This window comes from Saccharopolyspora rosea (assembly GCF_025643595.1).
GTDB classification, from domain to species: domain Bacteria; phylum Actinomycetota; class Actinomycetes; order Mycobacteriales; family Pseudonocardiaceae; genus Saccharopolyspora; species Saccharopolyspora rosea.
Genome location: NZ_CP102826.1, coordinates 4,212,689 through 4,239,261, shown reverse-complemented (window position 1 = coordinate 4,239,261; position 26,573 = coordinate 4,212,689). Strand labels below are relative to the sequence as shown.

Sequence of the window (26,573 nt, the reverse complement as noted above, 5' to 3'; positions counted from 1 at the left end):
CGACGCGAGTATATCCCGAACGGAGTAGCGCCTGGTCGCAATATCACCACGACCGCCCTGCTCGCACCGGATGGGGGTCGTTCGGGTCGCTGGGTGGTGGCGTGCGGGCACAGCTCGGTTACGACCGCGGTGAACCCGATTGACCACTGTATGTAACCAATGCGAGGTTTGTGTGGTCCTGGTGGTTTAAGCCACTTTGCCAGGGCGTAACCTTCCGCACGCTGTTTCGCGGCCACCGCCGCAGATCACACGGACGAGAGGACGTGATCGTGAGCACCAGCACGGTTGCGGACGCACCGCAGCGGGGCTTCTTCGGCCACCCGCGCGGACTGTCGACGCTGTTCTTCACCGAGATGTGGGAGCGCTTCTCCTACTACGGGATGCGCGCGATCCTGGGGTACTACCTGTACTTCTCGGTGGCCGAGGGCGGACTGGGCATCCCGCAGTCCACCGCGTTGTCGCTGGTCGGCATCTACGGCGCCTCGGTGTACATGACCGGCATCGTCGGCGGCTGGATCGCCGACCGGCTCATCGGCGGGCAGCGCGCGGTGTTCTACGGCGGGTTCGTGATCATGCTCGGCCACCTGTGCCTGGCCGTCCCCGGCGGGATGGCCACGGTGCTGCTCGGTCTGGTCCTGCTGATCATCGGCACCGGGCTGCTCAAGCCGAACGTCTCCAACATCGTCGGCGGGCTCTACAGCGAGGACGACACGCGCCGCGACGCGGGTTTCTCGATCTACTACATGGGCATCAACGTCGGCGGCTTCCTCGCGCCGCTGGTCTGCGGCTGGCTCGGCGAGAAGGTCAACTGGCACTTCGGGTTCGGCGCCGCGGCCGTGGGCATGGCGCTGGGGCTGGTCCAGTTCGCCCTCGGGCGCAAGCACCTCGGCTCCGCCGGGCAGGCTCCGGTGAACCCGCTGCCCGCCGACCGCAAGTCGGGCGTGCTGGGGCGCGCGATCGGCATCGCCGTGCTGTTCGTGCTGGTGCTCGGCGGCCTGTTCGCCACCGGGTTGATCGGGCTGGACGGGCTGGTCAACGTCATCAGCGCGATCTCCGCGCTGCTGCCCATCGGTTACTTCGCGGTGATGCTCAGCAGCAGGCAGATCACCGAGGTCGAGCGCGACCGGCTGCTGGCCTACATCCCGCTGTTCCTGGCCACCGCGCTGTTCTTCCTGCTGTTCGAGCAGCAGCCCAACACGCTGGCGAACCTCGCCGAGGCCGACACCGACCTGACCGTGTTCGGCTACGCGATCCCGGCGTCGTGGTTCCAGTCGATCAACTCGCTGGCGATCATCGCGCTCTCCCCGCTGTTCGCCGCGTTGTGGTTCAAGCTGGGCGACCGGCAGCCCAACACGCCGCGCAAGTTCGCCGGCGGTCTGCTGTTCGTCGGCGTCGCGTTCCTGTGGGTGGTGCTGTCCAAGGTGCTCGTCGGCCAGGACAAGCACCTGCCGATCATGCTCGCGCTGGTCTTCGTGATCATGACCGTCGGTGAGCTGATGCTCTCGCCGGTGGGCCTGTCGGTGACCACGAAGCTGGCGCCGCAGGCGTTCTCCTCGCAGACGATGGGCCTGTACTTCCTGGCCCCGGCCATGGGGCAGGGGCTCGGCGCCCAGATGGTCAAGCTGTACTCGGTGCAGGACCAGGTGCCGTACTTCACCGCCATCGGCGCGGCCACCATCGCGTGCGGCGTGCTGCTGTTCATCGGCTCCAGGAGCATCCGGCGGTACATGCACGGAGTCCGCTGACGCGCGGGGGCCGGTCCCGACGCGGTGTCGGGACCGGCCCCGGCGGGTGGGTCAGCCCAGGTCGAGCTGCTTGGCCGTGGCGCCCGGCTTGGTCGGGTCCGGCTTGGCGTGGCCCGGGATCGTGGTGTCCCCCTCGGGCAGCTTGCCGTCGACCAGGTAGTCGGTGCCGATGCGGTCCGCGTCGGTGTTGCCCGCCAGCGCGTACACCCCGTGCTTGCCCGCGTCCTTCTCGGTGACCAGCACCGACGACGGCAGCGAGCGGTGCATCTGCTGCGCCCCCTCGTACGGGGTGGCCACGTCGTGGACCGAGTTGAACATCAGCACCGGGGGCAGGCCCGCTCCGGTGATCTTGACCGGGTCGCCGTGCGGGGCGTGCCACACCCGGCAGGGCGCCACGGTCCAGCTGTTGTACCAGGCGGCCAGCGGGTACTTCCGGGCCACCGCGGCGGAGTCGCGCTCCCACTCCGCCCGGCGGGCGGGCCACGGTGCGTCGCCGCACTCGACGGCGTTGTAGATCGCGTTCTCGTTCTCCGCGGCGGCGTCCTTCGGCTTGGCCTGCTGGACGAGCTTGCGGTCGTCGTGCCGGTTGTGGAAGTCGGACAGCGCATTCGCCAGCGTGATCCAGCTGCTCTCGCCGTAGAGGGCGTTGAACGTCGTGTCGACGAACTCCGACGGTCCGAGCGCGCCGTGCGGGGCCCGGCGCAGGTCGTCCTGCACGCCCTGCCACGCGGCCCGCACCTGGTCGCGGTCGGTGCCCAGGTGGAACACCCCGTCGTAGCGGGCGATCCAGTCGAAGTACAGGTCCAGGCGCCGCTGCGCGGCCACGTCCTGGCGGAGGTTGTCGCGGTACCAGACGTCCGGGGTGCTCGGGTCCACCGAGCTGTCCAGGATCATCCGGTCGACGTGCTCGCCGAACAGCTGCCCGTACACCGCGCCGAGGTAGGTGCCGTAGGAGTAGCCGAGGTAGCTGATCTTCTGCTCGCCCAACGCCTGCCTGATGCGGTCCATGTCCCGGGCGTTGGTCGGGGTGTTCAGCTGCGGCAGGTACTTGCCCGCCCGCTGCTGGCAGCCGTCGGCGTACTGCTGGGCGCGCTCCCAGTTCTGCTCGCGAGTCTGCGGCGAGTCGGGGTCGGGCAGCGGGGTCTTCCAGTAGCTGCCCGGGTCGACGCAGGAGATCGGCGTGCTGTGCGCGGTGTTGCGGGTGTCGAAGCCGATCAGGTCGTAGGAGTCCAGCACCGCGGGGGGCAGCTTCTTCGACAGGCCGCCGGCGAAGCTGATGCCGGGACCGCCCGGTCCGCCGGGGTTGACCAGCAGCGCGCCGCGCCGGGACGCGGGCTTGCGGGCGGGGAGCCGGGACACCATCAGCCGAACCTGCTCGCCACCCGGGTCGTGGTAGTCCAGCGGCACGTCGAGGTCGGCGCACTGCATCTGCGGGTAGGGCTTGCTGATGTCCTGCGGGCAGGGCCCGAACCGCAGTTCGGGTGCTGCCTGGGCCGTCGCGCCGGTCAGCGCCGTGCTGGCGAGCACGGCGGCACCGGCGAGACCGAATGCGGTCGAGCGCTTCACGGGGTCTCCTCACCGAACAGAAGCGTTGTCCCCCGGAGCGTAAGTGAACAGCGGCGCCCGGGCTGTGAACGGCCGTGTTCGTGGCGGATTTGCGCCACGACCGGCCACGACGCGCGCGAAAAGCGAGCGATGCCAGGAAAATCCGGTTCCGGTGCGGATCACCGTCCTGTGTGGTCAACTCCGCGAGGCGGCCTGCCGGTCGGTCGGGACGATTCCCCGCTCGCGGGCCAGGTCCTCGATGACCTGGGTGACCCGGTCCAGCCACCGGATCGCGCGGTGCAGCGAGCTGGGACCGCTGGACAGCGACTCGGCGATGTCGTGCAACGCGTCCGCGGTGCGGCGCGCCGCGGACATCGCCGAGGCGAAGTCCACCTGCGCCTCGCCGGTCATCGACTCGACCGCGTCGGCCAGCGCCCACAGCAGTTCGGCGATCCGCTCCCTGGTGTCCGCGTCGACCATGTCCACAGTGGCCGGAAGTGCGACCGCGAGGTTGCGCACGTAGTAGGCGCAGCCGCTGATCACCGTCACCGACCGCTGCACCTGGCTGCGCCGGGAGCGCAACCGGTACTGCATCAGCGGGCGGGCGCTGCGGTGCAGCTGCTGCAACCGGTCGTCGAGGGTGCGCATCGACTCCTGCGGGGCGGTGACCGCGCCGTGCGCGCTGATCTCGGTCCCGGTGCCGCGCAGGAAGTCCCGCAGTGCCAGCAGGAACTCCTCGGTGTTGGACCGCACCAGGTGGCGCGTGCGGGTGGGCAGCACGAAGGCGGCGGCCAGCACGCCGGACGCGGCGCCGACCGCGGTCTCCCACAGGCGGGTCTCCAGCACCGACACGTTGAACGTGCCGAGCATCCCGTACAGCGCGCCCAGCAGGGTGGTGATGAAGAACGTCATCACCGCGTACGAGTAGCCCGCGAAGTAGAAGCCGAGGAACACGCACAGCAGGATGGTGCCGATCTCGGCGACCGCGTTGCCGGTGACCTGGGTGGCCACCAGGATTCCGGCGACCACGCCGAGCATCGTGCCCGCGGTGCGCTGCCACGCGCGCACCAGCAGCTCCCCGCGGCTGTTGGTGCTGATGAACACCACGAAAGCGGTGATCACCGCCCAGTACCAGCGGTTCGGGTTCACCAGCTGGCCGAGCACGATCGCCGCCGCGGCCGCGCACGTCACCTGGACCGCCATGCGCACTTCCAGGCGGCGCAGCCCGGTCTCGGTGTCCTGCTCGGTTTCGCCGGTGCGCTCGTCGGTCAGCTCCTGCTCGACCAGGTCGCCGCGGTGCTCGCCGAGCTCGCCGGTGGCGGTGGCCAGCTCCGCCAGGCACGCCCCGAGGCGGCGCACCGCCATCGCGACCTCCACCGAGCCGTGCTGCTCGATGTTCTCGGCGATGTCGCGGGTCGCCTCGCGCAGCTCGGCGGGGTCGGTGCGCAGCACCGCGAGCAGCGCGCTGACCGCGTGCGGCACGGTGTCGCCGCCGCTGGGGTGGTCGACCAGCCGCATCAGCGGGGTCAGCAGGTTCTCGGCGGCCAGTTCGACGTCCAGGATGCGCTGGCGCAGCAGTTCGCGGCCGGTCTCGTCGATGGTGTCCAGCTGCTGGACGGTGTTCTCCAGCATCAGCGCGGTCTCGTTCAGCCGCACCGAGTGGTGGTGCAGGGCCCGGCGGCGCTGCGGTGAGTCCGGGTGCTCGGCGAGGCCGCGGACGGCGTGCAGCAGGCCGTGCACCTGGGCGCGCAGCGTGCGGCGGCCGCGTTCCAGCACGCCCTCGGGGTCGTCGCGCAGCACCAGGAACCGCATGGTGAACGTGGCCAGCGCGCCGACCACCGCGGCCGCGACCAGCGCGGGCAGCTGGGCGGGCTGCGGTTTGAGGAACATCGCGAAGAAGTACCCCATGAACGCGACCATGCCCATCGGGAAGTACCGCGGTCCGAACCGGCGGATGTAGGTCGCGGTGAAGATGACCGCGAGGAACAGCAGGATGTGCAGCACCGGCCACGGCGCCGTGAAGGTGGCCAGCACCAACGAGAACGTGGTCGGCAGCGGCAGCAGGAGGTTGGTGATCCGCTGCTGGCGGCGGTCCGGGTCGTTGACGCCGACCGCGGAGTTGATGGCCACCACCGCGCCGACGATCGCGAGCATCGGGGACTGGCCCCACCAGGACAGCACCGGCACCATCACGGCGAGCGTGACCGCGACCGCCACGGCCGCCCGGGTGGCGGTGCGCAACCGCCGCAGAGCCGGGTCGGAGGCGAGGAAGCGGTTCCACCACTCGCTCCACATTGCGCCGTCCAGCTCCTTCCGCGCGGCCCCAGGCGGTAGCGAGGTTACGCGCCGACGGGCGGTCGCGGGTCCGGCGCGCCGGGCGCGGTCACCGGCCGCGGTGGCGGCGCACGCTCTCCTCGACCACGTCGAGCACGGCGCCCAGGTCGTCGGCGGGCAGGCCCATCGCCAGGTGTGAGACGAGTCCCTCCAGGACCAGCTCCAGGTAGGCGGTCAGCACGTCGATGTCGACGTCGTCGCGCAGGTTGCCGGAATCGCGCTGCCACTGCAGGCGGGCGCGGGTGGCGGCGGTGAGCTGTTCGGAGCGCTTCGCCCAGCGCTCCCGGAAGTCGCGGTCGGTGCGCAGCCGCCGCGACACCTCCAGCCGGGTGCCCAGCCAGTCCGCGCCGGGCGCGTGCGCGGAGTCGCCCGCCGGTTCGGCCAGCAGGTCGCGCATCACCTGGACCAGACCCTGCTCGGCGACCACGTCGGCCATCCGCTCGGCGTCGTCCTCGGCCAGCGCGAGGAACAGCGACTCCTTGTCCTTGAAGTGGTGGAAGATCGCGCCGCGGGAGAGCCCGGTGGCGTCCTCCAGCCTGCGCACGGTCGCGCCCTCGTATCCGTGGCGCGCGAAGCACGTCCGGGAGCCGTCGAGGATCTGACGGCGCCGGGCGTCGAGATGGTCCTGACTGACCCGAGGCATGTCCTGATCGTCGCAGGTCGGCGGGCTTCCGTGCAATCCGTACGTACGGTTTGCGGGTCGATCTCCGGCCCGCCGACTGCTTTTAGCAGATCGGTGGTGGCCGGGCAAGGGGGTGCAGCGGGGGTCGGAGGCCGGTAGCGTCGGTGGCCAGGACATCACAGGCGGTGATCACATGCCCGTGTCAGTCGATCCAACTGCCGCTGAGTTCCCGACCTCCCGCGTGCGCACCCGGGCGGAGGCCGAAGCCTACGTCGCCTCGGTGTGCTTCAAGCACGGCCCTCCGCGGCTGCTCGGCGTCGAGCTCGAATGGACCGTCCACCACGCCGACGATCCCCGCCGCGCTCTCGACGCCGAGGTGCTCGTCGAAGCGCTCGGCCCGCACGCTCCTCCCTCCCTGGTCCCGGACAGCCCGCACCGCCCCCTCCCGAACGGTTCGGTGCTCACCGTCGAACCCGGTGGCCAGGTCGAGATCTCCAGCCTCCCCACCACTTCGATGTGCTCGCTGTTCGGCGTCGTCGACGCCGACGCCGAGTACCTGCGGCGCAGGTTGCGCGACGCCGGTCTGGTGCTGGGGGACCAGGGCATCGATCCGTGGCGGCGCCCGCGGCGCATCCTGCGCGTTCCCCGCTACGCGGCGATGGAGACCGCCTTCGACCGGATCGGCCTGGACGGGCGGCTGATGATGTGCAGCACCGCCGGGATCCAGGTGTGCCTGGACGCCGGGGAACCCGACCGGGTCGCCGCGCGCTGGGCGGCGGTGCACGCGGTGGGGCCGGTCATGCTCGCGATGTTCGCCAACTCGCCGCGGCTGTTCGGCGAGCGGACCGGCTGGGCGTCCACCCGCACCCGCGCGCTGCTGTGCACCGACCCGCCGCGCACCCGGCCGGGGCCGGTGACCGACGACCCGGCGCGCAGCTGGGCGCGGCGGGTGCTGGACACCGCCGTGGTGTGCCTGCGCCGCGAGGACGGCGACTGGACCGCGCCGAGCGGGATCAGCTTCGCCGAGTGGATCCGCGGCGCGCTGCCCACCCAGCCCACCCGCGACGACCTGGACTACCACCTGAGCACGGTGTTCCCGCCGGTGCGCCCGCGCGGCTACTTCGAGGTCCGCTACCTCGACGCCCAGCCCGGCGCGGACTGGATGTTGCCCGCTGCCGCGCTGATCGCGCTGTTCCGCGACGAGGCCACTGTGGACCGCGTGGTGGAGCTGACCGAACCGGTGGCGGGCCGCTGGGTGCACGCCGCCCGGCACGGGCTGCGCGATCCGGAGCTGGCGCGCACCGCGCACCGGGTGTTCGACCTGGCGTGCCGACGGCTGCCCGGCCAGGACTGCCCCGAGGGGTTGCCCGCCCGGCTGGCGCGGTTCGCGGCGCGCCGACTGGCCGAGGCCGACCGCACTTACGGAGGTGACCGGTGACCAGCACGCACCACCTCGGTGAACAGGGCACGTCGCGGCTGCGGTCCCACGTGGCCGGCGAACTGGAGCGGACCCGGCGGCGCAGCGCCGCGCTGACCGACGCGGTCGACGAGGCCGACCTCGTCCGCCAGCACTCGCCGCTGATGTCGCCGCTGGTGTGGGATCTCGCCCACATCGGCAGCCAGGAGGAGATCTGGCTGGTCCGCGACGTCGGCGGGATCCCGGCGATCCGGCCGGACATCGACGACCTCTACGACGCCTTCCAGCACAAGCGCTGCGACCGGCCGCAACTGCCGCTGCTGGGACCGGCCGAGGCCCGCGGCTACGTGCGCACCGTGCGGGAGAAGGTCCTCGACGTGCTCGACCGCACGCCGCTGGAGGGGCGGCGGCTGGTGGAGCGGGCGTTCGCGTTCGGCATGATCGTCCAGCACGAGCAGCAGCACGACGAGACCATGCTCGCCACCCACCAGCTGCGCGACGGCCCGCCGGCGCTCGTCGAGGAGCCGACCCCGGCGGCACCCGCGGACGCGGCGGCGCTGCCGCTGGAGGTGGCGGTTCCGGGCGGGCCGTTCGTGATGGGCACCAGCACCGAACCGTGGGCGCTGGACAACGAGCGCCCGGCGCACGAGGTGTTCGTCGACGACTTCCTCATCGACACCACGCCGGTGACCAACGGGCGGTTCCTGGAGTTCGTCGACGCCGGTGGCTACGACGACCCGCGCTGGTGGAGCGCGGCGGGGTGGGCCTACCGGCAGCGCGCCGACCTGCGCGCGCCCCGGTTCTGGCGGCGCGACGGCGACCGGTGGCTGCGCCGCCGCTTCGGCCACGTCGAACCCGTCCCGCCCGACGAGCCCGTGGTGCACGTCAGCTTCCACGAGGCCGAGGCGTTCGCCGCGTGGGCGGGCAAGCGGCTGCCCACCGAGCAGGAGTGGGAGAAGGCCGCCCGGTTCGACCCGCGCAGCGGTCGCTCCCGCCGCTACCCGTGGGGCGACGAGGATCCGGGGCCCGAGCACGCCAACCTCGGTCAGCGGCACCTGCGGCCCGCGCCCGCGGGTGCCTACCCGGCCGGTGCCGCGCCGTGCGGGGCGCGGCAGCTCATCGGCGACGTGTGGGAGTGGACCGCCACCGACTTCCTGCCGTACCCGGGGTTCGCGGCGTTCCCGTACCGGGAGTACTCCGAGGTGTTCTTCGGGCCCGAGCACAAGGTGCTGCGCGGTGGTTCCTTCGGCACCGACGCCAGCGCGTGCCGGGGCACGTTCCGCAACTGGGACTTCCCGATCCGCAGGCAGATCTTCGCCGGGTTCCGGTGCGCCCGGACCCCGGCGCCGGACGAGATCGGCTGACCCGTGTGCCGGCACATGGCCTACCTCGGCCCGCCCGCGTCGCTGGCCGAGCTGCTGCTGGAACCCGAGCACGGACTGCTGGAGCAGTCCTACGCGCCGCGCGACATGCGCGGTGGCGGCACGATCAACGCCGACGGCTTCGGCGTCGGCTGGTACTCCGACGGCGCGGTCCGCCGGTACCGGTCGGCGCGTCCGATGTGGACGGACGCGTCGTTCGCGGAGTTCGCCGGCGGGGTGCGCAGCGGCGCGGTGCTCGGCGCCGCCCGGTCGGCCACCCTCGGCATGCCGGTGGTCGAGACGGCGTGCGCCCCGTTCACCGACGGAATCTGGCTGTTCAGCCACAACGGGCGGATCGCCGGGTGGCCGGAGTCGGCGGCCAAGCAGGCCGCCCGGCTCGACGTGGTGGACCTGCTCACGCTGGACGCGCCCACCGATTCCGCGCTGCTGTGGGCCTTGCTGCGGCAGCGGCTCGGTGCCGGTGCCGACCCGGCCGGTGCGGTGGCCGAGCTGGTCGGCGAGATCGCCGCCGCCGCACCGGACTCGCGGCTGAACCTGCTGCTCACCGACGGCACGCGACTGATCGCCACCACCTGGACGCACGCGCTGTGGGTGCGCCGCGGGGCCGGGGCGGTGACCGCGGCCTCCGAACCGTTCGGCGGCGGTGGCTGGACCGAGATCGACGACCGGCGACTGGTGGTGGCCGACCGCGACGGCGTGCGGGTCACCGCCCTGGTGGAGGGGGACCGATGACCGAACCGGACATCGCGGTGCGCTTCACCGCCGCGGACGCGGCGCGCGCGTTGCGCGCCGAAGCCCGCGCGGGGCTCACCGACGACCCGAAGTGGCTGTCGCCCAAGTGGTTCTACGACGCGACCGGCAGCGAGCTCTTCGAGCGGATCACCGCGCTGCCGGAGTACTACCAGACCCGCGCCGAGCACCGGATCCTGCACCGCACCGCGGTGGAGATCGCCGAACGCACCGGGGCGACCACGCTGGTCGAGCTGGGTTCGGGTTCCTCGGAGAAGACCCGGCTGCTGCTGGACGCGTTGCGCAAGCACGGCACGCTGCGCGAGTTCGTGCCGCTGGACGTGTCGGCGACGGCGTTGCGCGCGGCGGTGGACTCGCTCGTCCGGGACTACCCGGGGCTGCGGGTGCGCGGGGTGGTCGACGACTTCACCGCCGGGATCGGCGCGCTCGACGCCGGCGGCGACCGGCTGGTGGCCTTCCTCGGCGGCACCGTCGGCAACCTGCTGCCCGCCGAACGCGCGGAGTTCCTCGCCGGGCTGCGCGGCGCGCTGCGGCCGGGGGAGTGGCTGCTGCTGGGCACCGACCTGGTCAAGGACCCGGACCGGTTGGTGCGCGCCTACGACGACGCGCAGGGCGTCACCGCGGCGTTCAACCGCAACGCGCTGAGCGTGCTCAACCGCGAGCTCGGCGCGGAGTTCGACCTCGACGCGTTCGCGCACGTCGCGCGGTGGGACGCCGCGCAGGAGTGGATCGAGATGCGGCTGCGGGCCGAGCGCGCCATGCGCGTCCCGGTCGCCGGGCTGGACCTGACCGTCGACTTCGAGTCCGGTGAGGAGATCCGCACCGAGGTGTCGGCGAAGTTCCGCCGCGAGCGGGTGCGCGGCGAACTCGCCGCGGCCGGGTTCGCGCCGCAGCACTGGTGGCTCGACGACGCGGGTGATTTCGCGCTCTCGCTGGCCCGCGCGCGATGACTTCGCCCGGCAATCACCCGACCGCCGGGTGATTGCGGTGGCGGTCGGGCGGCAGGTGCCGAAGATGACTGGTGCGTGAGTTTTTCGTTCCACATCCAGGAAGGAATGGTTCGATGCGTCTGCGCGCCATCATCACCGCCACCGCCGGTGCGGCGGCCCTGCTGCTGTCCTCCCCGCTGACCGCCGGGGCGGCGTCGGGGAGCTTCATCTACCACTTCGACCGCGGGCTCCAGACGCAGTCGTCCATGTTGGAGGACCCGAGCGACGCCCGGTGCCACCGACTGGACCTGCCGGGCTGGGAGGCCGCCTACCGGGTGGAGAACCGCACCGACACCACGGCGATCGTCTTCCAGGGTTCGCACTGCGACGGCCCGTGGTTCGAGCTGAAGCCGTGGCAGAAGGCCCCCGCGAAGGTCGAGGTCCGCTCGGTGGTCTTCCTCCGCTGAGCCGAGTCCCCGCGAACCGCACCCGTCCGGTCCCCGGGCGGGTGCGGTTTTTTTCCGCGTCAACCGGGCGGACCCGGCAGCAACGGCGAATCGGGGATCGCCGTCAGGCACCGGATGCACGGCATGCCCGCCGGGCCCGGTGAGAGCTCCGCGTGCTCGGCGGGTATCCGCAGCCCGCAGTAGGTCAGCCAGCTGGCGGGCTCGCTCGCGGCGGGCACCGCCGCGAGATGCGCCTGGCGGCGCGTTTCCCCCACGACTCCGGGGGCGAAGCGCACGGCGACGGTCCCGTTCATGAGACGGCCCCCCGGATGGCCGCAACGCCCGGAACCGGTGTCCGGCGCGGTTGAGCTGCTTCGATCGAGATCACTCTCCCCACCTCCGCGGGACGGGACGAGGACGGGGGCCGCGCATGACGCGCGGTCGCCCGCAGCATGACCCGATCGGCGCATCGTTCGGGCGTGGACACGGCGGAGAAGTCCTTCCAAAGAGTGATAACCGGCATCGACGAGCACGGCCGGTGATCAAGTGATGCGGGTGGCACGGCGCGCGTTCCGCGGCGCTCGTCGGCGAGGCCGACCGCGCACCGCCGGCTACTGGGGGGAGGGCCATCCGGTACGCGGCCAGCGCGCACAGGCTACACCCGGGCGCGGAATGGCCGGACGCGGCGGGTGCTTCCGGTGCTGCGACGTCCGAAGTGAGTCCACTGTGGACTTATCGGGGTGTGCGCATGTCCCAGGCCAGCAGGGCGACGTGCAGTGACACCAGCGACTCCGGGGCGTCCAGCGACGTGCCGAGCAGCTCCTCGATGCGGGCGAGCTGCGCGTAGTAGGCGGTGCGGGACAGGTGCGCGGCCGCGGCCGCGGCCGACTTGTTCCCGCCGCAGCGGCAGTAGGCCCGCAGCGCGTCGAGCAGCCGCTCGTTGTCCCGCAGCGGGCCGAGTTCCCGTTCCGCGAAGGCCGTCAGGCGTCCGTCGTCGCGGAGCAGGTGCAGCAGTCCGCGCAGCCGGACGTCGTCGAGCCGGTGGAAGTCGCGGGTGCCGTCCTCGACGTGCAGCGCCGCCTCGCCCACCTGCGCGGCCTCGGTGAGCGTGCGGCGCGCGCCGGACGGCGAGGTCACCGCGCTGCCGACGGCGATCACCACCGGCAGCGCCTGCGCGGACCGCCGGACGTCGGCGGCCAGCCGGGTCAGCGCCGAATCCGCCTCCGGCTGCTCGGGCAGCGCGACCAGCGCCTGGACCGTGACGTCGTCGACCACGCCGACCAGCGCGGGTAGGTCGGCCCTGCGCGCCGCCAGGGCGGTCGCTTCGGCCAGGTCCCGCAGCACCTGCTGGGTCTCCAGCGCCGGCGCGGCGGCCGTGGTCGTCCGCGGGCGCACGGCGATGCCCGCCAGCGGGCCGTCGAACGGCACGCCCAGACCGCCCGCGCGCACCGCGAGTTCGGCGATGTCGCCGTCCCCGGCGAGCAGGTCGGTCAGCAGCGTGCGGTGCGTCTGGCGTTCCAGGCTCTCCCGGTCGCGGGTCACCAGGCGGTTCACCGCCAGGGCCGAGGCCGCCCGCTCGGCCACCACGACGTGCCGGTGCGGCGGCCGGTCGGAGGCGAGCATGACGAGCCGTCCCCAGTCGTCGCCGCGCGCGCCGACGACCGTGGTCAGCCAGCCCCGGTCCGGGTCGAAGCAGGTGCGCCCGGACTGCACCACGGCGCGGGAGCGCTCCGACCAGTCCGCCAGCAGCGCCACCGGGTCCCGGCCCGCCGAGTCGTAGGCGAGCACCTGGTGGCCCCACGTCTCCAGCACCAGCGGCCGGCCGCAGATCCGGGTGGCCTCGCGCAGCACCTCGGCGGGTTCGGCGCCCGAGGTCGTCAACGCCGTGAACGTCTCGTGGATCGCGTGCGTGGCGCGCAGCTCGGCCAGTTGCGCGTCCCGGATGCGGGCCGCGACGGCTTCCGTGACGTGCACGAACCGGGTTTCCTCGGCCAGCGTCACCAGCGGCAGGTCGTGCCGGTGCGCGGCGTCGACGAGCGCGGGCGGCACCCGGTCGCGCCAGCGGCGCACCAGCTCCACCACCAGGCCGCACGCGCCGACCGAGGCGAGCTCACCGACGTAGCGGGCCAGCTGCTCCGGTGCCTCCGGCAGCGCGATGCCGGTGGTCAGCACCAGTTCGCCGCCGGACAGCAGCGCGGCGATGTCGGCGATCTCGGCCACGTGCACCCAGCGGACCCGGCCGTCCAGCCCCGCGGCGCCGGCCACGACGCGCGGTTTGCCGCGCCGCAGCACCGGCAGGTCCAGCACCTCGGCCACCGTCGGCAACGCCAGCACGTCCGGGGAGCTCGGAGTCATGCGGACAGACTGTCATACCGGGGCGGCGGAATCGGGACAGGTTGTCGGTGGTCGGCGGATCTCCGGCCGACGAGACTGGCGCCAGCAACGCACGCGCCGAGGGAGCCGCCATGACCGAAACCGACCTGCTGGCCCGGCACCGCGCCGCGATGCCGAACTGGCTCGCGCTGTACTACGACGAACCCATCGAGATCGTCAGCGGCCGGGGCCGGCACGTCACCGACGGCGACGGCAGGACCTACCTGGACTTCTTCGCCGGGATCCTGACCAACGCCATCGGCTACGACATCCCGGAGATCAGCGACGCGGTGCGCCGCCAGGTCGACACCGGCGTGCTGCACACCTCGACGATGTACCTGATCCGAAACCAGGTCGAGCTGGCCGAGAAGATCGCCGCACTGTCCGGACTGGACAACCCCAAGGTCTTCTTCACCAACTCCGGCACCGAGGCCAACGAGACCGCCCTGATGCTGGCCACCCAGCACCGGCGCAGCAACCAGGTCCTCGCGCTGCGCAACTCCTACCACGGGCGCGCGTTCGGCACGGTCGCCATCACCGGCAACCGCGGCTGGTCGGCCAGTTCGCTGTCCCCGGTCAACGTCAGCTACGTGCAGGGCGGCTACCGCTACCGCAGCCCGTTCCGGGACTTCTCCGACGCCGACTACATCGCCGCCTGCGTCGACGACCTGCGCGAGGTGATCGAGACCACCACCTCCGGTGACGTGGCCTGCATGATCGCCGAACCGATCCAGGGCGTCGGCGGCTTCGCCACCCCGCCGGACGGGCTGTTCGGCGCGTTCGCCGAGGTGCTCGCCGAGTACGGCATCCCGCTCATCTCCGACGAGGTGCAGACCGGGTGGGGGCGCACCGGCGAGCACTTCTGGGGCATCCAGGCGCACGGCGTGACCCCGGCCGCGATGACCTTCGCCAAGGGGCTGGGCAACGGTCTGGCGATCGGCGGCGTGGTCGCCGAGGCCGAGCTGATGGACTGCCTGGGCGCCAACTCGCTGTCCACCTTCGGCGGCAACCCGGTCGCCACCGGCGGGGCGAAGGCGGTGCTGGACTACCTGCTGGAGCACGACCTGCAGGCCAACGCCGCCAAGGTCGGCGGGATGCTGCTCGACGGCCTGCGCGCGCACGCCGAGCGGTGCGCGCTGATCGGCGACGTGCGCGGCAAGGGGCTGATGATCGGAGTCGAACTGGTCGCCCCCGGCACCGACCGGCCGGCCCCGGCGTCGGCCGCGCGGGTGATGGAGCTGGCCAAGCAGCGCGGCCTGCTGGTGGGCAAGGGCGGGCTGCACGGCAACGTGCTGCGGGTGGCTCCGCCCATGACGTTGACCGAGGAGGAGGCCGCGCAGGGGCTGGCCGTCCTCGCCGAATCGATCTCCCTGGCCGAGCAGGAGTTCTCCGCATGACCGAGATGATCAGGCACTTCGTCGCCGGCTCGTCCGTCGTCGGTACCCCCGAGCGCAGCGGGCCGGTCTTCGACCCGGCCACCGGTGCGGTGACCCGGCACGTCGCCTTCGCCTCTCCGCCCGAAGTGGACGCTGCGGTGGCCGCGGCCGCCGAGGCCGCGCCGGGGTGGCGGTCGACGTCGCTGGCCCGCCGGTCCTCCGTGCTGTTCGCCTTCCGGGAGCTGCTCAACCAGCGCAAGTCCGAGCTCGCCGAGATCATCACCGCCGAGCACGGCAAGGTGCTCCCCGACGCCGCCGGGGAGGTCCAGCGCGGGCTGGAGAACGTCGAATACGCCTGCGGCATCCCGAACCTGCTCAAGGGCGGGTTCTCGGAGAACGCCTCGACCGCCGTGGACGTGCACTCGGTGCGGCAGCCGGTCGGCGTGGTCGGGGTGATCTCGCCGTTCAACTTCCCCGCGATGGTGCCGCTGTGGTTCGTGCCCAACGCCATCGCCTGCGGCAACACCGTGGTGCTCAAGCCCAGCGAGAAGGACCCGTCGGCGGCGGTGTTCCTGGCCGAGCTGTGGAAGCAGGCCGGACTGCCCGACGGGGTGTTCAACGTGGTGCACGGCGACAAGGTGGCCGTGGACGCGCTGCTGGAGCACCCGGCGGTCCGGGCGGTGTCGTTCGTCGGCTCCACCCCGGTCGCCCGCTACGTCTACGAGACCGCGACCGCCCGCGGCAAACGGGTGCAGGCGCTCGGTGGCGCGAAGAACCACATGGTGGTGCTGCCCGACGCCGATCTCGACCTGGCCGCCGATGCCGCGGTGTCGGCCGGGTTCGGCTCGGCGGGGGAGCGGTGCATGGCGGTGTCCGCGGTGCTGGCTGTCGATCCCGTCGGCGACGCGCTGGTCGAGCGGATCAGCGAGCGGATGGCCAAGCTCGACGTCGGCGACGGCCGCCGCGGCAGCGACATGGGGCCGTTGGTCACCGCCGCGCACCGGGATCGCGTTGAGTCCTATGTGGACGCCGGGGTGCGGGAGGGCGCCGAGCTGGTCGTGGACGGGCGGGGCGCGCGCGTCGACGGCGCGTCCGGCGGGTTCTGGCTCGGGCCGACGCTGTTCGACCACGTGCGCACCGACATGTCCGTCTACACCGACGAGATCTTCGGGCCCGTGCTCTCGGTGCTGCGGGTGCCCGGCTACGACGCCGCGATGCGGGTGATCGCCGAGAACCCCTACGGCAACGGCACGGCGATCTTCACCGAGAACGGCGGCGCGGCGCGGCGCTTCTGCGAGGAGGTCGAGGTCGGCATGGTGGGCGTGAACGTGCCGATCCCGGTGCCGGTCGCGCACTACTCCTTCGGCGGCTGGAAGGACTCGCTGTTCGGGGACGCGCACGCCTACGGTCCCGACGGCATCGCGTTCTACACCCGCAGCAAGGTCGTCACCACCCGGTGGCCCGACCCCTCGCACGGCGGCGTCAACCTCGGCTTCCCGCAGAACAGCTGAGTGTCCGCACGGTCGGGAGACGGAAGGCACCGCGGCGCACCACGCCTCTGTGGGGGGTGGTGGTCGGGAGACGGGAGGGCACCGCGCCTCCGTGGGGGTAGCGGTCCGGGAGACGGGAGGGCTATGTCCGACGAGCTGACGCACCTGAGCGCCACCGAAGCACGTGCCCTGTTCACCAGCAGGGCGCTGTCCCCCGTGGAACTGCTGCGGGCGCTCGTCGAGCGCGCGGAGGACGTCGAGCCGAAGGTGAACGCCTTCGCCGAGCGGCTCTTCGACGAGGCGCTCGACGCCGCCCGGCAGGCCGAGGCGAGGTACCTCGGGAAGGGACCCGCGCCTCGGCCGCTGGAGGGGATCCCGGTGGCGGTCAAGGAGAAGCACGCCATCGCGGGCCGGTCGCTGACCGAGGGGTCACTGGTCAACGAGGGTGTCGTGGCCACCGAGAACGCACCGGTCGTGGACCGGGTGCTGGCGGCGGGCGGCATCATCCACGCCCGCACCACGACACCCGAGTTCAGCATCACCGCCTTCACCCACACCCCGCTGTGGGGCGTAACCCGCAACCCGTGGTGCCTCGACCGCTCCCCGGGCGGGTCCTCCGGCGGTTCCGCGGCCGCGCTGGCCGCCGGGACCGCGCCGCTGGCCACCGCCTCCGACATCGGCGGGTCCACCCGGATCCCAGCGGCGTTCACCGGCACCGTCGGGTTCAAGGCGCCCTACGGCCGCATCCCCGGAGCGGCGCCGCTGTCGGCGGACTTCTACCGCGGCGACGGTCCGCTGGCCCGCACGGTCGACGACGCCGCGCTGCTCGCCAACGTCCTCATCGGCCCCGACCCGCGCGACCACACCTCGCTGCGGCCGGGCAGCGCCCTGCCCGCCGAGTTCGAACCGGCCGCCGGGATGCGGGTGGCGCTGTGCCTGCGGCTCGGCGACTACGAGATCACGCCCGCCGTCGAGCGCAACACCCGCGAGACCGCCGCGGCCCTGGAAGCGGCCGGGGTGGTGGTCGAGGAGATCGAGCTGCCGTGGACCCGCGAGGAGATCGCGCTGGCCACCGAGGCGCACTTCGGCGCGTTCTTCGGTGCCCTGGTGGGGGAATCCGTGGCGGGCCGCGAGGACGTCGTCGCGCCGTACACCCGGGCGTTCGTCGAATGGGCCGCCAAGGCGCGCGGCAGGACGTCCCTGGTGACCGGGCTGCGGGTGGAGACCCGGATGCAGCGGCAGCTGGCCGAGGCCATGGCCGGGTTCGACGCGCTGCTGTGCCCGACCGCCGCGGTGTCCGCGCTGCCCGCCGGGGACGACCTGCTCGGTGCGTTCGAAGTGGACGGACAGCGCTTCGCCCGCACCGCCGACGTGACCATGACCATCCCGTTCAACATCAACAACCGGTGCCCGGTGCTCGCGGTGCCCAGCGGGCACACCGCCGACGGCGTGCCGACCGGGGTGCAGATCGTCGGCCACACCTACGACGACGCCACCGTCTTCCGCCTCGGCGCGGAACTCGAACGCGTCCGGCCGCGCGCGTGCCCGGCCGGGCACTTCCCGGCCCTGTGAACCCGGTCTCACGGCGCGGTGCGGCGGGGGATGAGTTGCGCGGGTGGCGCCCCCTGGCCGTTGGCGATCTCCTACCCTCGCCCGCATGCCCGCACTGAGCCCGCAGTCGATCATCGACGGTCACAAAGGCGACCGGACGCCGATACCGCTCATCGTCGGACTCGTCGTGTCCGGCGTGTGCATGCTGCTCGCGTTGGCGTTCTACCTGCTGCAGGGCGGGCCGGTGAACGTGGCGATCGGCGCGCTGCTGGCGCTGCCGACCGCGATCGTGCTCGTCGGGTTGCTGCTGCTCGTCGACCGGCTCGAACCCGAGCCGCGGGTGAACCTGCTGCTGGCGTTCGGGTGGGGGGCCGGGGTGGCGATCCTCGGCGCGCTGATCATCAACACCGTCGGCGAGGCGATCATGACCGCGGCGTTCGGCGGTGGTCTCGCCGAGGGGCTGACCGTCTCGGTGCTCGCGCCGGTGGTGGAGGAGAGCGTCAAGGGCTCGCTGCTGCTGTACCTGCTGTGGGTGCGCGAGAACGAGATCGACGGGCCCACCGACGGCATCGTCTACGCCGGGATGTGCGGGGTGGGCTTCGCGCTGGTCGAGAACATCCTCTACTACATGCGCGGTCTCGCCGACCCGACCAGCAGCATCGTGGGAACCGTGATCATCCGCGGCATGGTGGCGCCGCTCGGCCACCCGCTGTACACCGCGATCACCGGGCTCGGCGTCGCCTACGCCGCCACCCACCGCGGGCGCCGGGCCCTCGCCATCGTCGGGGGTTGGTGCGGCGCGGCGTTCCTGCACTCGCTGTGGAACGGCGGGCTGACGCTGTTCGGCGTGCCCGGCATGGTCGGCGCCTACACGATCCAGGCCGGGGTGCTGATCACGCTCGTCGTCGTGCTGATCGTGGACCGCAAGCAGCTCGTCGGGCAGATCCAGCGGTACCTGCCCGCCTACATCCCCAGCGGCCTGGTCCAGCGCTACGACATCGAGATGCTCGGCTCGATGGCCGGTCGCAAGCAGGCCCGCCGCTGGGCGCGCGCGCAGGCCGGGCCGACCGGTGCCCGCGCGATGGGCGACTACCAGCTCGCCGCCACCGAACTCGCGTTGCTGCACGCGCGCACCGAGCAGGCCACGATCTCGCCGCAGGAGTTCCACGGTCGGCGGCAGGCGATCCTGGCGTTGATGCGGACCGCGCGCGACGCGTTCTTCCGGCGGGTGCCGCGGGCCGCGCCGCCACCGCCGCCGTGGGCGGCCGGACGCGCCCAGCAGTCCGGGTTCTTCGTGATGCCCAAGCAGCTGAACAACGAGACGCTGCCGGTCTACCCCCGCCGCCCGGCCGGCCCGCCGCCCGGCGGGCGACCGGCCGGTGGAAATCCGGCCGGTGGGAGGCCGGTCGGGAGTCCGCCTGGCGGGAATCCGGCCGGTGCGAGGCCGCCCGGGAACCCGCCCGCCGGGAACCCGCCCGGTGGGAGGCCGCCGGGGCCCCCGCCGGGAGGGCAGCCGCCGCGTCCCCCGCACCCGCCGCAGGGCGGGCCGTGGCGGCGCTGAGGATCACAGTTCGCGCAGCCGCGGCCACAGCTGCGACCACGGCTGCAGCGGGTGCCGGTAGAGCGTCACCGAGACGCCCTGCGGGATGTTGACCAGCTCGCTGCGGACCACGGCGAGCCTGCGGGACTCGGCGAAGTGGGGTGCCAGCGGCGCGGTGCTGCCCACGTAGAGCACCGCGTCCGCGTCGTCGGGCGGCGCGCCGAAGAACCAGTACCCCCGGTGCGGGCTGTGGGCGCCCGGCAGCCCGGCCCGGCGGCCGAGGACGTCCAGCGCGCCGGTCAGGTAGTAGCTCTCGCCGACGATCGCGGTGCGCCGCCGCGTCTGCGGCGGCAGCGATCGGTACGCGCGGTCGACGGTCGCCACCAGCTCCGGCCACCCCGTCTCGTACAGCCGGGGGAAGCTCGGGAACTCCGGGTGCCGGGCCAGGAACGACAGCGGGTACACCGGCAGGACGGCCACCGGTAGCACGGCGGAGAGCAGGAACGCCGGCCACAGCACGCGGCGCGCGGCCACCGGGCGGCGCAGCCCGGTGGCCGCCGCGGCGAACAGCAGGCCGTACAGACCCGCCAGGTAGTTCGGGCGCCCGCCGGCCGCGACGAAGAACAGCGCGACGCCGACCGCGGTCCACCCCAGCGACCGGAACGCCCGCAGCTCCGCGGCGCGCAGCAAGCGGAGGAGGCCGTAGCAGCAGAACACCGCGCCGACGACGACTCCCGAGTAGAACAGCGCCCCCGGGAGGAAGCCGAGCCTGGTGGTCTCGCGGTTGACCGCGGTCCCCATGTCCAGCGCGGGCCACCCGTGCCTCGCCTGCCAGGCGAGTGTCGGCACCGCGGTGAGCACGGCGAACGCCGCCCCGACCCACAGGGCGGGACGGGTGAGCAGCGCGCGGGGACCGGCGATGGCGACCCCGGCCAGCAGTGCCGCGCACAGCACGACGACCTGGAACTTGGTCTGCACCGCGACGGCGACGACCAGCCCCGCCCACAGCAGCAGGCGGTCCCGGTGGATGCCGGCGCGGTGCAGGCGGATCCAGCGGGCCACCAGCCAGAGCGCGGTGCTCCACTGCAACGGCTCCATCGTGGCGGCGGTGAGCCAGTGGCCGTTGAGCAGGATCCACGGCGACAGCGGGTACGCCGCGGCGGCGAGCACCTGGGCGCGCCGCGGACCGCCGAACTCGCGCGCCAGCAGCGCCGCGACGACCACGCCCAGGACCGTGACGACCAGCGCGGGCAGCCGGAACAGCGGCAGGAACCCGGGCGCCACCGCGTCCGCGGCGGCCGCCAGCAGCGGGACCAGCGGTTGCTGGTCCATGTAGCCCCAGGCCAGGTGGTACCTGCCCGCGGCGAGGAAGTACAGCTCGTCGGTGACGTAGCCGTACCGCGCGCTGATCAGCAGCAGCAGTGCCCCGGTCGCGCCGGCGACGGCCAGCACCGGCCTCCGGGCGAACCGGGGGAGCGGCGCACCGGTGACCGGCGGGCGCTCCGCGTCGCGCGTCGCGTCTGGGATCGGCTCAGGCATCCGGCAGATTCTACGGGTGGCCGCGGGGAGTTCCGGACGCATCTACAGTGGACAAAGGTGCGAGGCCGGCACCCGCGCCGGCCTCGCGTTCGCACCAGATCAGTTGTAGCCGAGCGTGATCACCGCGTCGTCGCTGATGACCTCCTCGGGTTCCTCGGCTGCCTCCGGCGGATCGACTTCCTCGGTCCTCGGGGGCGGGGCCTCCTCTCCTGCCGGATCGGCTCGCGCGCAGCTGTGCAACGTCGATCACTCCCGGGAATTCGGCGGTGGATGTCGCTCACCGTTCGACTTCCCGGGGGCACCGGTCGGCAAACGTCGCCGCGCACCGAACCGCCTTGTCACACCTGCGGTTTTTCCCCGGGATCGCCCGGCAGACCACGGCGGTCCGGTCGCGCTCCGCGGTGCCACCGGGGAGCTCCCGCCGCTGGCGCGCAGCAGGGCGCGGGTTCCTCAGCGGTGCAGTTCGCGCACGAACAGGCCGACTCCGGCCTTCGGGTCGAACCAGGTGGACTTCGGCGGCATGAGCAGTCCGGCGTCCGAGACGGCCATGACCTCGGCGACGCCGGGCGGGTGGGGCAGCAGGCTGATCGTCTCCTGCCGGGTGCAGGTGCAGGTGATCTCGGCGGAGCCGAAGACCCCGGGGATGAGTTCCTCGTTGAGCACCACGACGTCCAGCGAGTCCCGCACGTGGTCGGGGTCGGCGGGGGCGCGCAGCCGCAGCAGGAACCACCGGCCGTCGATGCGCACCGACACCGAGCCCGGCGCGGGCGGGGTGCCGGGCGGGCACTCCCGCACGTCGGTGACCACCGGCTGCGCGGCGATCCGGGCGAGCAGCTCCGCGGCCGAGGTGCCGTCGGGCACCGGCAGGCACCGGTGGTAGCCGAGGATGCGCATCTCGTCGCTGGGGAACACCGCGGCCAGCGCGACATCACCGCTCGACGGGTGCCGCGCGGCGTAGCGCTCGGCGGCCGCCATCCGGTGGTGGCCGTCGGTGATGTACAGCGCGGGCAGGGCGGCGATCTCGTCCAGCACCGCGCGCACCCGCTGCGGGTCCGCGCTGATCCACGCGCTGTGCACGGTGTCGTCGGCGGACAGCCGCACGGCGGGTTCGCCGGTGGCGACCTCCTCCAGCACCGCGCGCAGCCGCGGTCGCGCCGGGTGGGTGAGCATCACCGGCATCGGCTCGATCCCGGCGGTCTCGGCGAACCGCTGGATCTCCTCCTCCCGCTCGGGCTGGGTGGCCTCGTGGCGCCGGATGCGGCCCTGCCGGTAGTCGTCGACCGGCACCTCCACGACGACACCGGTCTGCCGGAAGCCCTCGCCTTCCAGCCGGTAGACGACCACGGCGGGTTCGGGCACCGGCTCGTAGGCGCCCGCGGCGAGCAGGTCGCGGACCCGGGCCGGGGACAGCGGGTGCCGTTCGGCCGCGGCGTGCCGCGGGCGGATGAGCAGCGCCCGGGGTGGGCGGGCGGTGACGCCCGGCCGGGCGGGGTCGGACACCGCGGCGGGGCGCGCGGGCGTCATGACGCCGGGACCTGGTGCGGGGAGTTCACCCGGTGCAGGACCTCGCCGCCGGCGAAGGCGTCGACCATCCGCACCACCTCGTCGGCCACCGCCAGCTGGGCCTGTTCGGTGGACGCTCCGATGTGGTGGGTGCCGTAGACGTGCGGGTGCCGGGCGAGTTTGGAGTCGATCTCGCCGGTGCCGCCGCCGGGTTCGTCGGCGAACACGTCGAGGCCCGCGCGGACGCCCTTGGCGTCCATCGCCTCGACGAGCGCGTCCTCGTCGACGACGTCGCTGCGCGAGGTGTTGAGGATGATCGCGCCCGGCTGCACGTGGGACAGCAGGTCCCGGTCCACCAGGTGCCGGGTGCCTGCGGTGGCGGGCACGTGGAACGACAGCACGTCGCAGGTCCGCGCCAGCGCGGTCAGGTCGTCGACGAAGCGCACCCCGATCGCCTCGGCGCGGTCGAGCGTCTCCCGGTCGCGGTCGGGTTTGGCGACGGCGTGCACGGTGACGCCGAACGCGGCGACCCGCTCGGCGAAGGCCAGCCCGATCCGGCCGAGACCGACGACGCCGACGTGGCGACCGAGGATGCCGCGCGCCCGCGAGTGGCGCTTCTTGTCCCAGTGCCCGGCGCGCAGGTCGGCCACGTTGTCGGCGATGCCCCGGTCCAGCGCCAGCAGCAGTGCGACCGCCAGCTCGGCGACGGCGACCGCGTTGCGGCCCGGCACGTTGCAGACGTGGATGCCGCGCTCGGACGCGGCATCGCAGGCGATGGTGTTGGTGCCCGATCCGGCGCGGATGATCATGCGCAGCGAGTCGGCGGCGGCCACAGCGGCTTCGGTGACCCGGGTGCTGCGCACCACCAGGACCTCGACGCCGGCCAGTTCACCGGGCAGTTCGTCGGCGGTGGTGTCGGGTTCGTGGGTGCAGTCGTGGTGCTCCCGGAGCCGGGTCAGGTGCTGTTCCGGGAACGCGTCGGCGACGAGGATCCGCATCGGCCACCCCTCGGCGGTTGTTGCTCATTGCGCACCCAATTGCTGATGGCGCAATAGTGCGGGTGCGGACTCGCCGACGTCAACACCTCCGCGGGTGGCCGTGCGGTCAGCGCCTGTCTCCGCTCCCGGCCCGGGTGGGGCAGGGCGAGCGGCGCCAGCGGCTTCCCTGGCGGGGAGCGGTCTCGCGGCTCGCAAGCGCCTCCTGGGGGACCGGCACCGCCACGCACGGCGATCCCGGGACGGGCGCTCAGGTCAGCAGCGGCAGGACCTCGGCGGTCAAGCGCTCCAGTTGTTCGGCTTGGTCGAACAGCGTGGTGAACAGGACCAGCTCGGCGCCCGCGTCCGCGACCGCGCGCACCTCGCGGGCGCAGTCCTCGGCCGGACCCGCGACCGCGGCGGCCTCGATGGTCTCCGAACGGCGTCCGTAGAGGCGTTCCAGCGCGGCGTTCATCCGCCGCCGACCGCGTTCGGCGTCGTCGTCGACGGCGATGTAGACCCGCTTGGCGATGCCGAAGTCCTCCCGGCCGGCCTCGGCCAGCGCGCCGCGCACGGTGCGGACCTGCTCGGCGAACTGGGCGGTGGTCGACGACCCGGCCCCGAAGAAGCCGTCGCCGTGCCGGACCGCGCGCCGCAGCGCGGGCGCGCCACTGCCGCCGAACCACACCGGCGGGTGCGGTTTCTGAGCCGGCTTGGGTTCCATCGCGGCGTTCTCCAGCTGCCAGAACCGGCCGTCGAAGTCCACCCGCGGTTCGGTCCACAGCCGCTTCAGCACCGTCAGCCCCTCGGTGAACCGGGACACGTAGCTGTCCGGATCGACGCCGAACGCGGCGAACATCCGCCCCCACCCGCCGGTGCCGACGCCGACCTCCAACCGCCCCCGGCTGAGCTGGTCCAGCGAGGCGAGGCTCTTCGCCAGGTGCACCGGGCTGTGCAGCGTGCTGACGTACACCACGCACCCGATGCGCAGCCGTTCGGTGCAGGCCGCGGCGTAGGTCATCGTCTCGGTCGGTCCGAGCTGCGGCATGGTGCCCAGCGTCTGCTCCTGCGTCCACGCGCTGTGGAACCCGAGTTCCTCGGCCCGCACCAGGTACTCGCGGAACGCCCCGGGGTCGAACTCGCCGTCGCCGAAGATCTGCGGGATCGAGATCGCGAACCTCATCGCCCGATCGTATCCGCTACCGCACCGCCAGAACCGGTCGGAGGAACGGGCTCGGAGTCCCGTGCCAGGTGACGAACAGGCGGTCCCGGGCCCGGGTGCACGCGACGAACAACAGGTTCCGCTCGGCCTGCACGTCCTGCTGGTGCTGCTGCGGATCGACCGGTTCGGGCGTCACCGCGCGCGGGAACGGCAGCGAGGCCGCGCCGACGTCGGCGACCGCCACGCACCGGAACTCCAGGCCCTTCGCCTTGTGCATGGTGCCGATGCGCACGCCGGGGCGGTCCTCTCCCAGCCAGGCGGTCGCGATCCCATTGCCGCGCAACGCTTCCTCGACGCGTCCGAGGAAGCGGTTGGTGCGCGCGGTCACGGCGATCGACTCGGCCGCGACGCCGTCGCCGAGCCAGCCGGTGACGCGTTCGACGATCGCCGCGAGTTCGTCCCGCTCGGTGGGGAATTCCCGGGTCCGCGGTGGCCGTCCGCGCAGCAGCGAGCGGTAGCCCGTCAGGTCGTCGGAGCCCTCGTCCATGTCGTCGACGCGTTCGCCGAGCAGCAACGCGGTGCTGAACAGCAGGATCTCCCGCGAGGCGCGGTAGTTGGTGCGCAGCTTGAACGACCGGCCGGTGACGTGGATCCCCAGGCTGCGCAACGAGATCTTGTTGTCGTAGATGCGCTGGTGGGCGTCGCCGACGACGAACATGTCGTCCGCCCCTTCGGCGACCGCGGAGCGCAGCATGCGCCAGCGGGCCGCGTCGAGGTCCTGCGCCTCGTCGACCACCACGTGCCGGTACGGCCGGTCCTCCCGCCCTTCCAGCTCCCGGGCGACCTCGTCGGCGATCTCGGTGAACGTCCGCAGTCCCGCGGCGCGCAGCTGCCGCCGGAACGCCCGGAAGACCTCCCACAGCGCGCGCCGCTCGGCGGGCGGCAACGTCCGGCCGCGCCCGCGCCGGTCGGCCGCCAGGTAGTCCTCGACCGAGCCGAGCCGCTGGCCGAGGACGATCTGCCGCCACTCCCGGTACAGGAACGAGCCCGGGTGCGCGAGGCCGTGCTCCCGGGAGACGGCGTGCAGGCGCTTCTCGGCCTCGGTGTCCCGGAGCACATCCGGCTCGTGGCCCCGCAACCGGCGGAACAGGCGCCGCGCGAGGGAATCCACCGTGGTCACGTCGATCCTGGACCGCGTGGTGCGGTCCGGGACGAGCATCCCGAGGTTGTGTTCGAGATCCCGGGCCAGGCTCTTGGTGAACGTCGTCAGCAGCACCGAACCCGGCGGCAGGTCCAGGCCCCGCGCCAGGTGGGCGGCGCGGTGCATCGCGACGACCGTTTTGCCCGTGCCCGCCCCGCCGGTGACCCGCGCCGGGCCCCGGAACGGCGCGTGCTCGGCGATCCGGCGCTGGGACTCGTGCAGGAACACCCGCCACTGCGGGAACGGCCGGTGCAGGACCTCGTCGAGGTCCTCGGCGTCGTCGATCGGCACGACCCGGCTGCCGCCCACCCCGGTGTCGTCGGTGGTCCCGCTGACGTCCGCGCCGTCCCGGTGGCGCTGCTCGACGGCGGCGCCGCGCTCGCGGACGTCGAGGACGACGTGGCCGCCGTTCGAGGTGTCGACCACGAGGTGGTGGGTGTCGCCGACCGGCACGGCGCGCAGCCGCGGGTCGCGCCCGCCGGGGATGTCGACGGGAGTGGTCTCCCCGGCGCGCAGCGCCTTGAGCGCCGCCCCCGCCGCGTCGCGGAGCACGGGATCCAGCGCCGCGTAGCGGGGGAGGAAGTCGTCGTGGAGGAAGGTGGGCACGTCGCTCCTCTCCGCTCGTCGACTCGATCTTGGTCGCCGCCTCGGGCGGTCCGAAAGATCCGAACGGGCGGTCGGCAGTGCGGAGGGT

21 protein-coding genes are annotated in these 26,573 nt (G+C 73.0%); 10 read left to right on the top strand and 11 right to left on the bottom strand.

From position 1 onward, the window contains the following. Window positions 1-269 precede the first annotated feature (269 nt). Window positions 270-1,745 (top strand): peptide MFS transporter, encoded by a 1,476-nt coding sequence (locus NV263_RS19600; protein ID WP_263247872.1) that lies wholly within the window; start codon window positions 270-272, stop codon window positions 1,743-1,745. Between the two features lie 51 nt (window positions 1,746-1,796). Here NV263_RS19600 and NV263_RS19595 read toward each other — a convergent pair whose 3' ends face one another. From NV263_RS19595 to NV263_RS19585, 3 genes are all read right to left on the bottom strand, one after another. Beyond that, entirely contained in the window at window positions 1,797-3,311 is a 1,515-nt protein-coding gene (locus NV263_RS19595) for an alpha/beta hydrolase (protein ID WP_263247870.1), read from the bottom strand. Window positions 3,312-3,485: 174 nt separating this feature from the next. Further along, a complete protein-coding gene (locus NV263_RS19590; RefSeq protein WP_263247869.1) occupies window positions 3,486-5,585 on the bottom strand; it encodes an FUSC family protein in 2,100 nt (699 codons plus the stop codon). Between the two features lie 88 nt (window positions 5,586-5,673). After that, on the bottom strand, window positions 5,674-6,267 hold the full coding sequence (locus tag NV263_RS19585) for a TetR/AcrR family transcriptional regulator (protein WP_263247868.1): 594 nt from the start codon (window positions 6,265-6,267) through the stop codon (window positions 5,674-5,676). A gap of 172 nt (window positions 6,268-6,439) precedes the next feature. On the opposite strand from NV263_RS19585, the gene egtA reads away from it, so the two are divergent. From egtA to NV263_RS19560, 5 genes are all read left to right on the top strand, one after another. After that, complete coding sequence (egtA, locus tag NV263_RS19580; protein ID WP_263247867.1) at window positions 6,440-7,684, top strand: ergothioneine biosynthesis glutamate--cysteine ligase EgtA; 1,245 nt, start codon at window positions 6,440-6,442, stop codon at window positions 7,682-7,684. Continuing rightward, window positions 7,681-9,027, top strand: a complete 1,347-nt coding sequence (gene egtB / locus NV263_RS19575; protein ID WP_263247866.1) for an ergothioneine biosynthesis protein EgtB — start codon at window positions 7,681-7,683, stop codon at window positions 9,025-9,027. The genes egtA and egtB overlap by 4 nt, the downstream gene beginning before the upstream one ends. Window positions 9,028-9,030: 3 nt before the next feature. Then, entirely contained in the window at window positions 9,031-9,777 is a 747-nt protein-coding gene (gene egtC, locus NV263_RS19570) for an ergothioneine biosynthesis protein EgtC (RefSeq protein WP_263247864.1), read from the top strand. Next, window positions 9,774-10,745 (top strand): L-histidine N(alpha)-methyltransferase, encoded by a 972-nt coding sequence (gene egtD / locus NV263_RS19565; RefSeq protein WP_263247863.1) that lies wholly within the window; start codon window positions 9,774-9,776, stop codon window positions 10,743-10,745. Before egtC ends, egtD begins: the two co-directional genes overlap by 4 nt. A 113-nt stretch (window positions 10,746-10,858) precedes the next feature. After that, complete coding sequence (locus NV263_RS19560; RefSeq protein ID WP_263247862.1) at window positions 10,859-11,191, top strand: hypothetical protein; 333 nt, start codon at window positions 10,859-10,861, stop codon at window positions 11,189-11,191. A 59-nt stretch (window positions 11,192-11,250) separates the two neighbouring features. Here the strand turns inward: NV263_RS19560 and NV263_RS19555 are convergent, their stop codons facing one another. Together NV263_RS19555 and NV263_RS19550 are read right to left on the bottom strand one after the other, a co-directional pair. Continuing rightward, the gene (locus NV263_RS19555) at window positions 11,251-11,484 is read right to left on the bottom strand and encodes a hypothetical protein (protein ID WP_263247861.1); all 234 of its coding nucleotides are present in this window, start codon (window positions 11,482-11,484) and stop codon (window positions 11,251-11,253) included. Window positions 11,485-11,902: 418 nt separating this feature from the next. Continuing rightward, on the bottom strand, window positions 11,903-13,525 hold the full coding sequence (locus NV263_RS19550) for a PucR family transcriptional regulator (RefSeq protein WP_263247860.1): 1,623 nt from the start codon (window positions 13,523-13,525) through the stop codon (window positions 11,903-11,905). A gap of 110 nt (window positions 13,526-13,635) precedes the next feature. Between NV263_RS19550 and NV263_RS19545 the strand changes: the two genes are divergently transcribed. The 4 genes from NV263_RS19545 (at window position 13,636) to NV263_RS19530 (ending at window position 19,521) form a co-directional block, all read left to right on the top strand. Continuing rightward, a complete protein-coding gene (locus tag NV263_RS19545; protein WP_263247859.1) occupies window positions 13,636-14,940 on the top strand; it encodes an aspartate aminotransferase family protein in 1,305 nt (434 codons plus the stop codon). Continuing rightward, entirely contained in the window at window positions 14,937-16,430 is a 1,494-nt protein-coding gene (locus NV263_RS19540) for a CoA-acylating methylmalonate-semialdehyde dehydrogenase (RefSeq protein ID WP_263247858.1), read from the top strand. The genes NV263_RS19545 and NV263_RS19540 overlap by 4 nt, the downstream gene beginning before the upstream one ends. 123 nt (window positions 16,431-16,553) lie before the next feature. Next, entirely contained in the window at window positions 16,554-17,981 is a 1,428-nt protein-coding gene (locus NV263_RS19535) for an amidase (protein WP_263247857.1), read from the top strand. An 85-nt stretch (window positions 17,982-18,066) separates the two neighbouring features. After that, the gene (locus NV263_RS19530) at window positions 18,067-19,521 is read left to right on the top strand and encodes a PrsW family intramembrane metalloprotease (protein ID WP_263247855.1); all 1,455 of its coding nucleotides are present in this window, start codon (window positions 18,067-18,069) and stop codon (window positions 19,519-19,521) included. Window positions 19,522-19,524: 3 nt separating this feature from the next. Here the strand turns inward: NV263_RS19530 and NV263_RS19525 are convergent, their stop codons facing one another. The 6 genes from NV263_RS19525 to NV263_RS19500 all read right to left on the bottom strand — a co-directional run bounded on the left by NV263_RS19525 (window position 19,525) and on the right by NV263_RS19500 (window position 26,485). Next, a complete protein-coding gene (locus tag NV263_RS19525; RefSeq protein ID WP_263247853.1) occupies window positions 19,525-21,039 on the bottom strand; it encodes an ArnT family glycosyltransferase in 1,515 nt (504 codons plus the stop codon). A 99-nt stretch (window positions 21,040-21,138) separates the two neighbouring features. Beyond that, window positions 21,139-21,279: a hypothetical protein gene (locus tag NV263_RS19520; RefSeq protein ID WP_263247850.1), complete on the bottom strand. Its 141-nt coding sequence runs from the start codon at window positions 21,277-21,279 to the stop codon at window positions 21,139-21,141. Between the two features lie 210 nt (window positions 21,280-21,489). Then, window positions 21,490-22,563, bottom strand: a complete 1,074-nt coding sequence (locus tag NV263_RS19515; protein ID WP_263247849.1) for a DUF1015 family protein — start codon at window positions 22,561-22,563, stop codon at window positions 21,490-21,492. Continuing rightward, entirely contained in the window at window positions 22,560-23,540 is a 981-nt protein-coding gene (locus tag NV263_RS19510; protein ID WP_263247847.1) for an NAD(P)-dependent oxidoreductase, read from the bottom strand. The genes NV263_RS19515 and NV263_RS19510 overlap by 4 nt, the downstream gene beginning before the upstream one ends. Window positions 23,541-23,787: 247 nt before the next feature. Then, a complete protein-coding gene (locus NV263_RS19505; protein WP_263247845.1) occupies window positions 23,788-24,699 on the bottom strand; it encodes an LLM class flavin-dependent oxidoreductase in 912 nt (303 codons plus the stop codon). A gap of 16 nt (window positions 24,700-24,715) precedes the next feature. After that, a complete protein-coding gene (locus tag NV263_RS19500) occupies window positions 24,716-26,485 on the bottom strand; it encodes a DEAD/DEAH box helicase (protein ID WP_263247843.1) in 1,770 nt (589 codons plus the stop codon). Window positions 26,486-26,573 lie beyond the last annotated feature (88 nt).

What these genes read in the sequence shown, in the direction of transcription:
- NV263_RS19590 (WP_263247869.1), bottom strand. Translation starts at nt 5,585, where the DNA reads ATGTGGAGCGAGTGGTGGAACCGCTTCCTCGCCTCCGACCCGGCTCTG.
- NV263_RS19585 (WP_263247868.1), bottom strand. Translation starts at nt 6,267, where the DNA reads ATGCCTCGGGTCAGTCAGGACCATCTCGACGCCCGGCGCCGTCAGATC.
- egtA (WP_263247867.1), top strand. Translation starts at nt 6,440, where the DNA reads ATGCCCGTGTCAGTCGATCCAACTGCCGCTGAGTTCCCGACCTCCCGC.
- egtD (WP_263247863.1), top strand. Translation starts at nt 9,774, where the DNA reads ATGACCGAACCGGACATCGCGGTGCGCTTCACCGCCGCGGACGCGGCG.
- NV263_RS19560 (WP_263247862.1), top strand. Translation starts at nt 10,859, where the DNA reads ATGCGTCTGCGCGCCATCATCACCGCCACCGCCGGTGCGGCGGCCCTG.
- NV263_RS19555 (WP_263247861.1), bottom strand. Translation starts at nt 11,484, where the DNA reads ATGAACGGGACCGTCGCCGTGCGCTTCGCCCCCGGAGTCGTGGGGGAA.
- NV263_RS19550 (WP_263247860.1), bottom strand. Translation starts at nt 13,525, where the DNA reads ATGACTCCGAGCTCCCCGGACGTGCTGGCGTTGCCGACGGTGGCCGAG.
- NV263_RS19545 (WP_263247859.1), top strand. Translation starts at nt 13,636, where the DNA reads ATGACCGAAACCGACCTGCTGGCCCGGCACCGCGCCGCGATGCCGAAC.
- NV263_RS19540 (WP_263247858.1), top strand. Translation starts at nt 14,937, where the DNA reads ATGACCGAGATGATCAGGCACTTCGTCGCCGGCTCGTCCGTCGTCGGT.
- NV263_RS19535 (WP_263247857.1), top strand. Translation starts at nt 16,554, where the DNA reads ATGTCCGACGAGCTGACGCACCTGAGCGCCACCGAAGCACGTGCCCTG.
- NV263_RS19530 (WP_263247855.1), top strand. Translation starts at nt 18,067, where the DNA reads ATGCCCGCACTGAGCCCGCAGTCGATCATCGACGGTCACAAAGGCGAC.
- NV263_RS19525 (WP_263247853.1), bottom strand. Translation starts at nt 21,039, where the DNA reads ATGCCTGAGCCGATCCCAGACGCGACGCGCGACGCGGAGCGCCCGCCG.
- NV263_RS19515 (WP_263247849.1), bottom strand. Translation starts at nt 22,563, where the DNA reads ATGACGCCCGCGCGCCCCGCCGCGGTGTCCGACCCCGCCCGGCCGGGC.
- NV263_RS19510 (WP_263247847.1), bottom strand. Translation starts at nt 23,540, where the DNA reads ATGCGGATCCTCGTCGCCGACGCGTTCCCGGAACAGCACCTGACCCGG.
- NV263_RS19505 (WP_263247845.1), bottom strand. Translation starts at nt 24,699, where the DNA reads ATGAGGTTCGCGATCTCGATCCCGCAGATCTTCGGCGACGGCGAGTTC.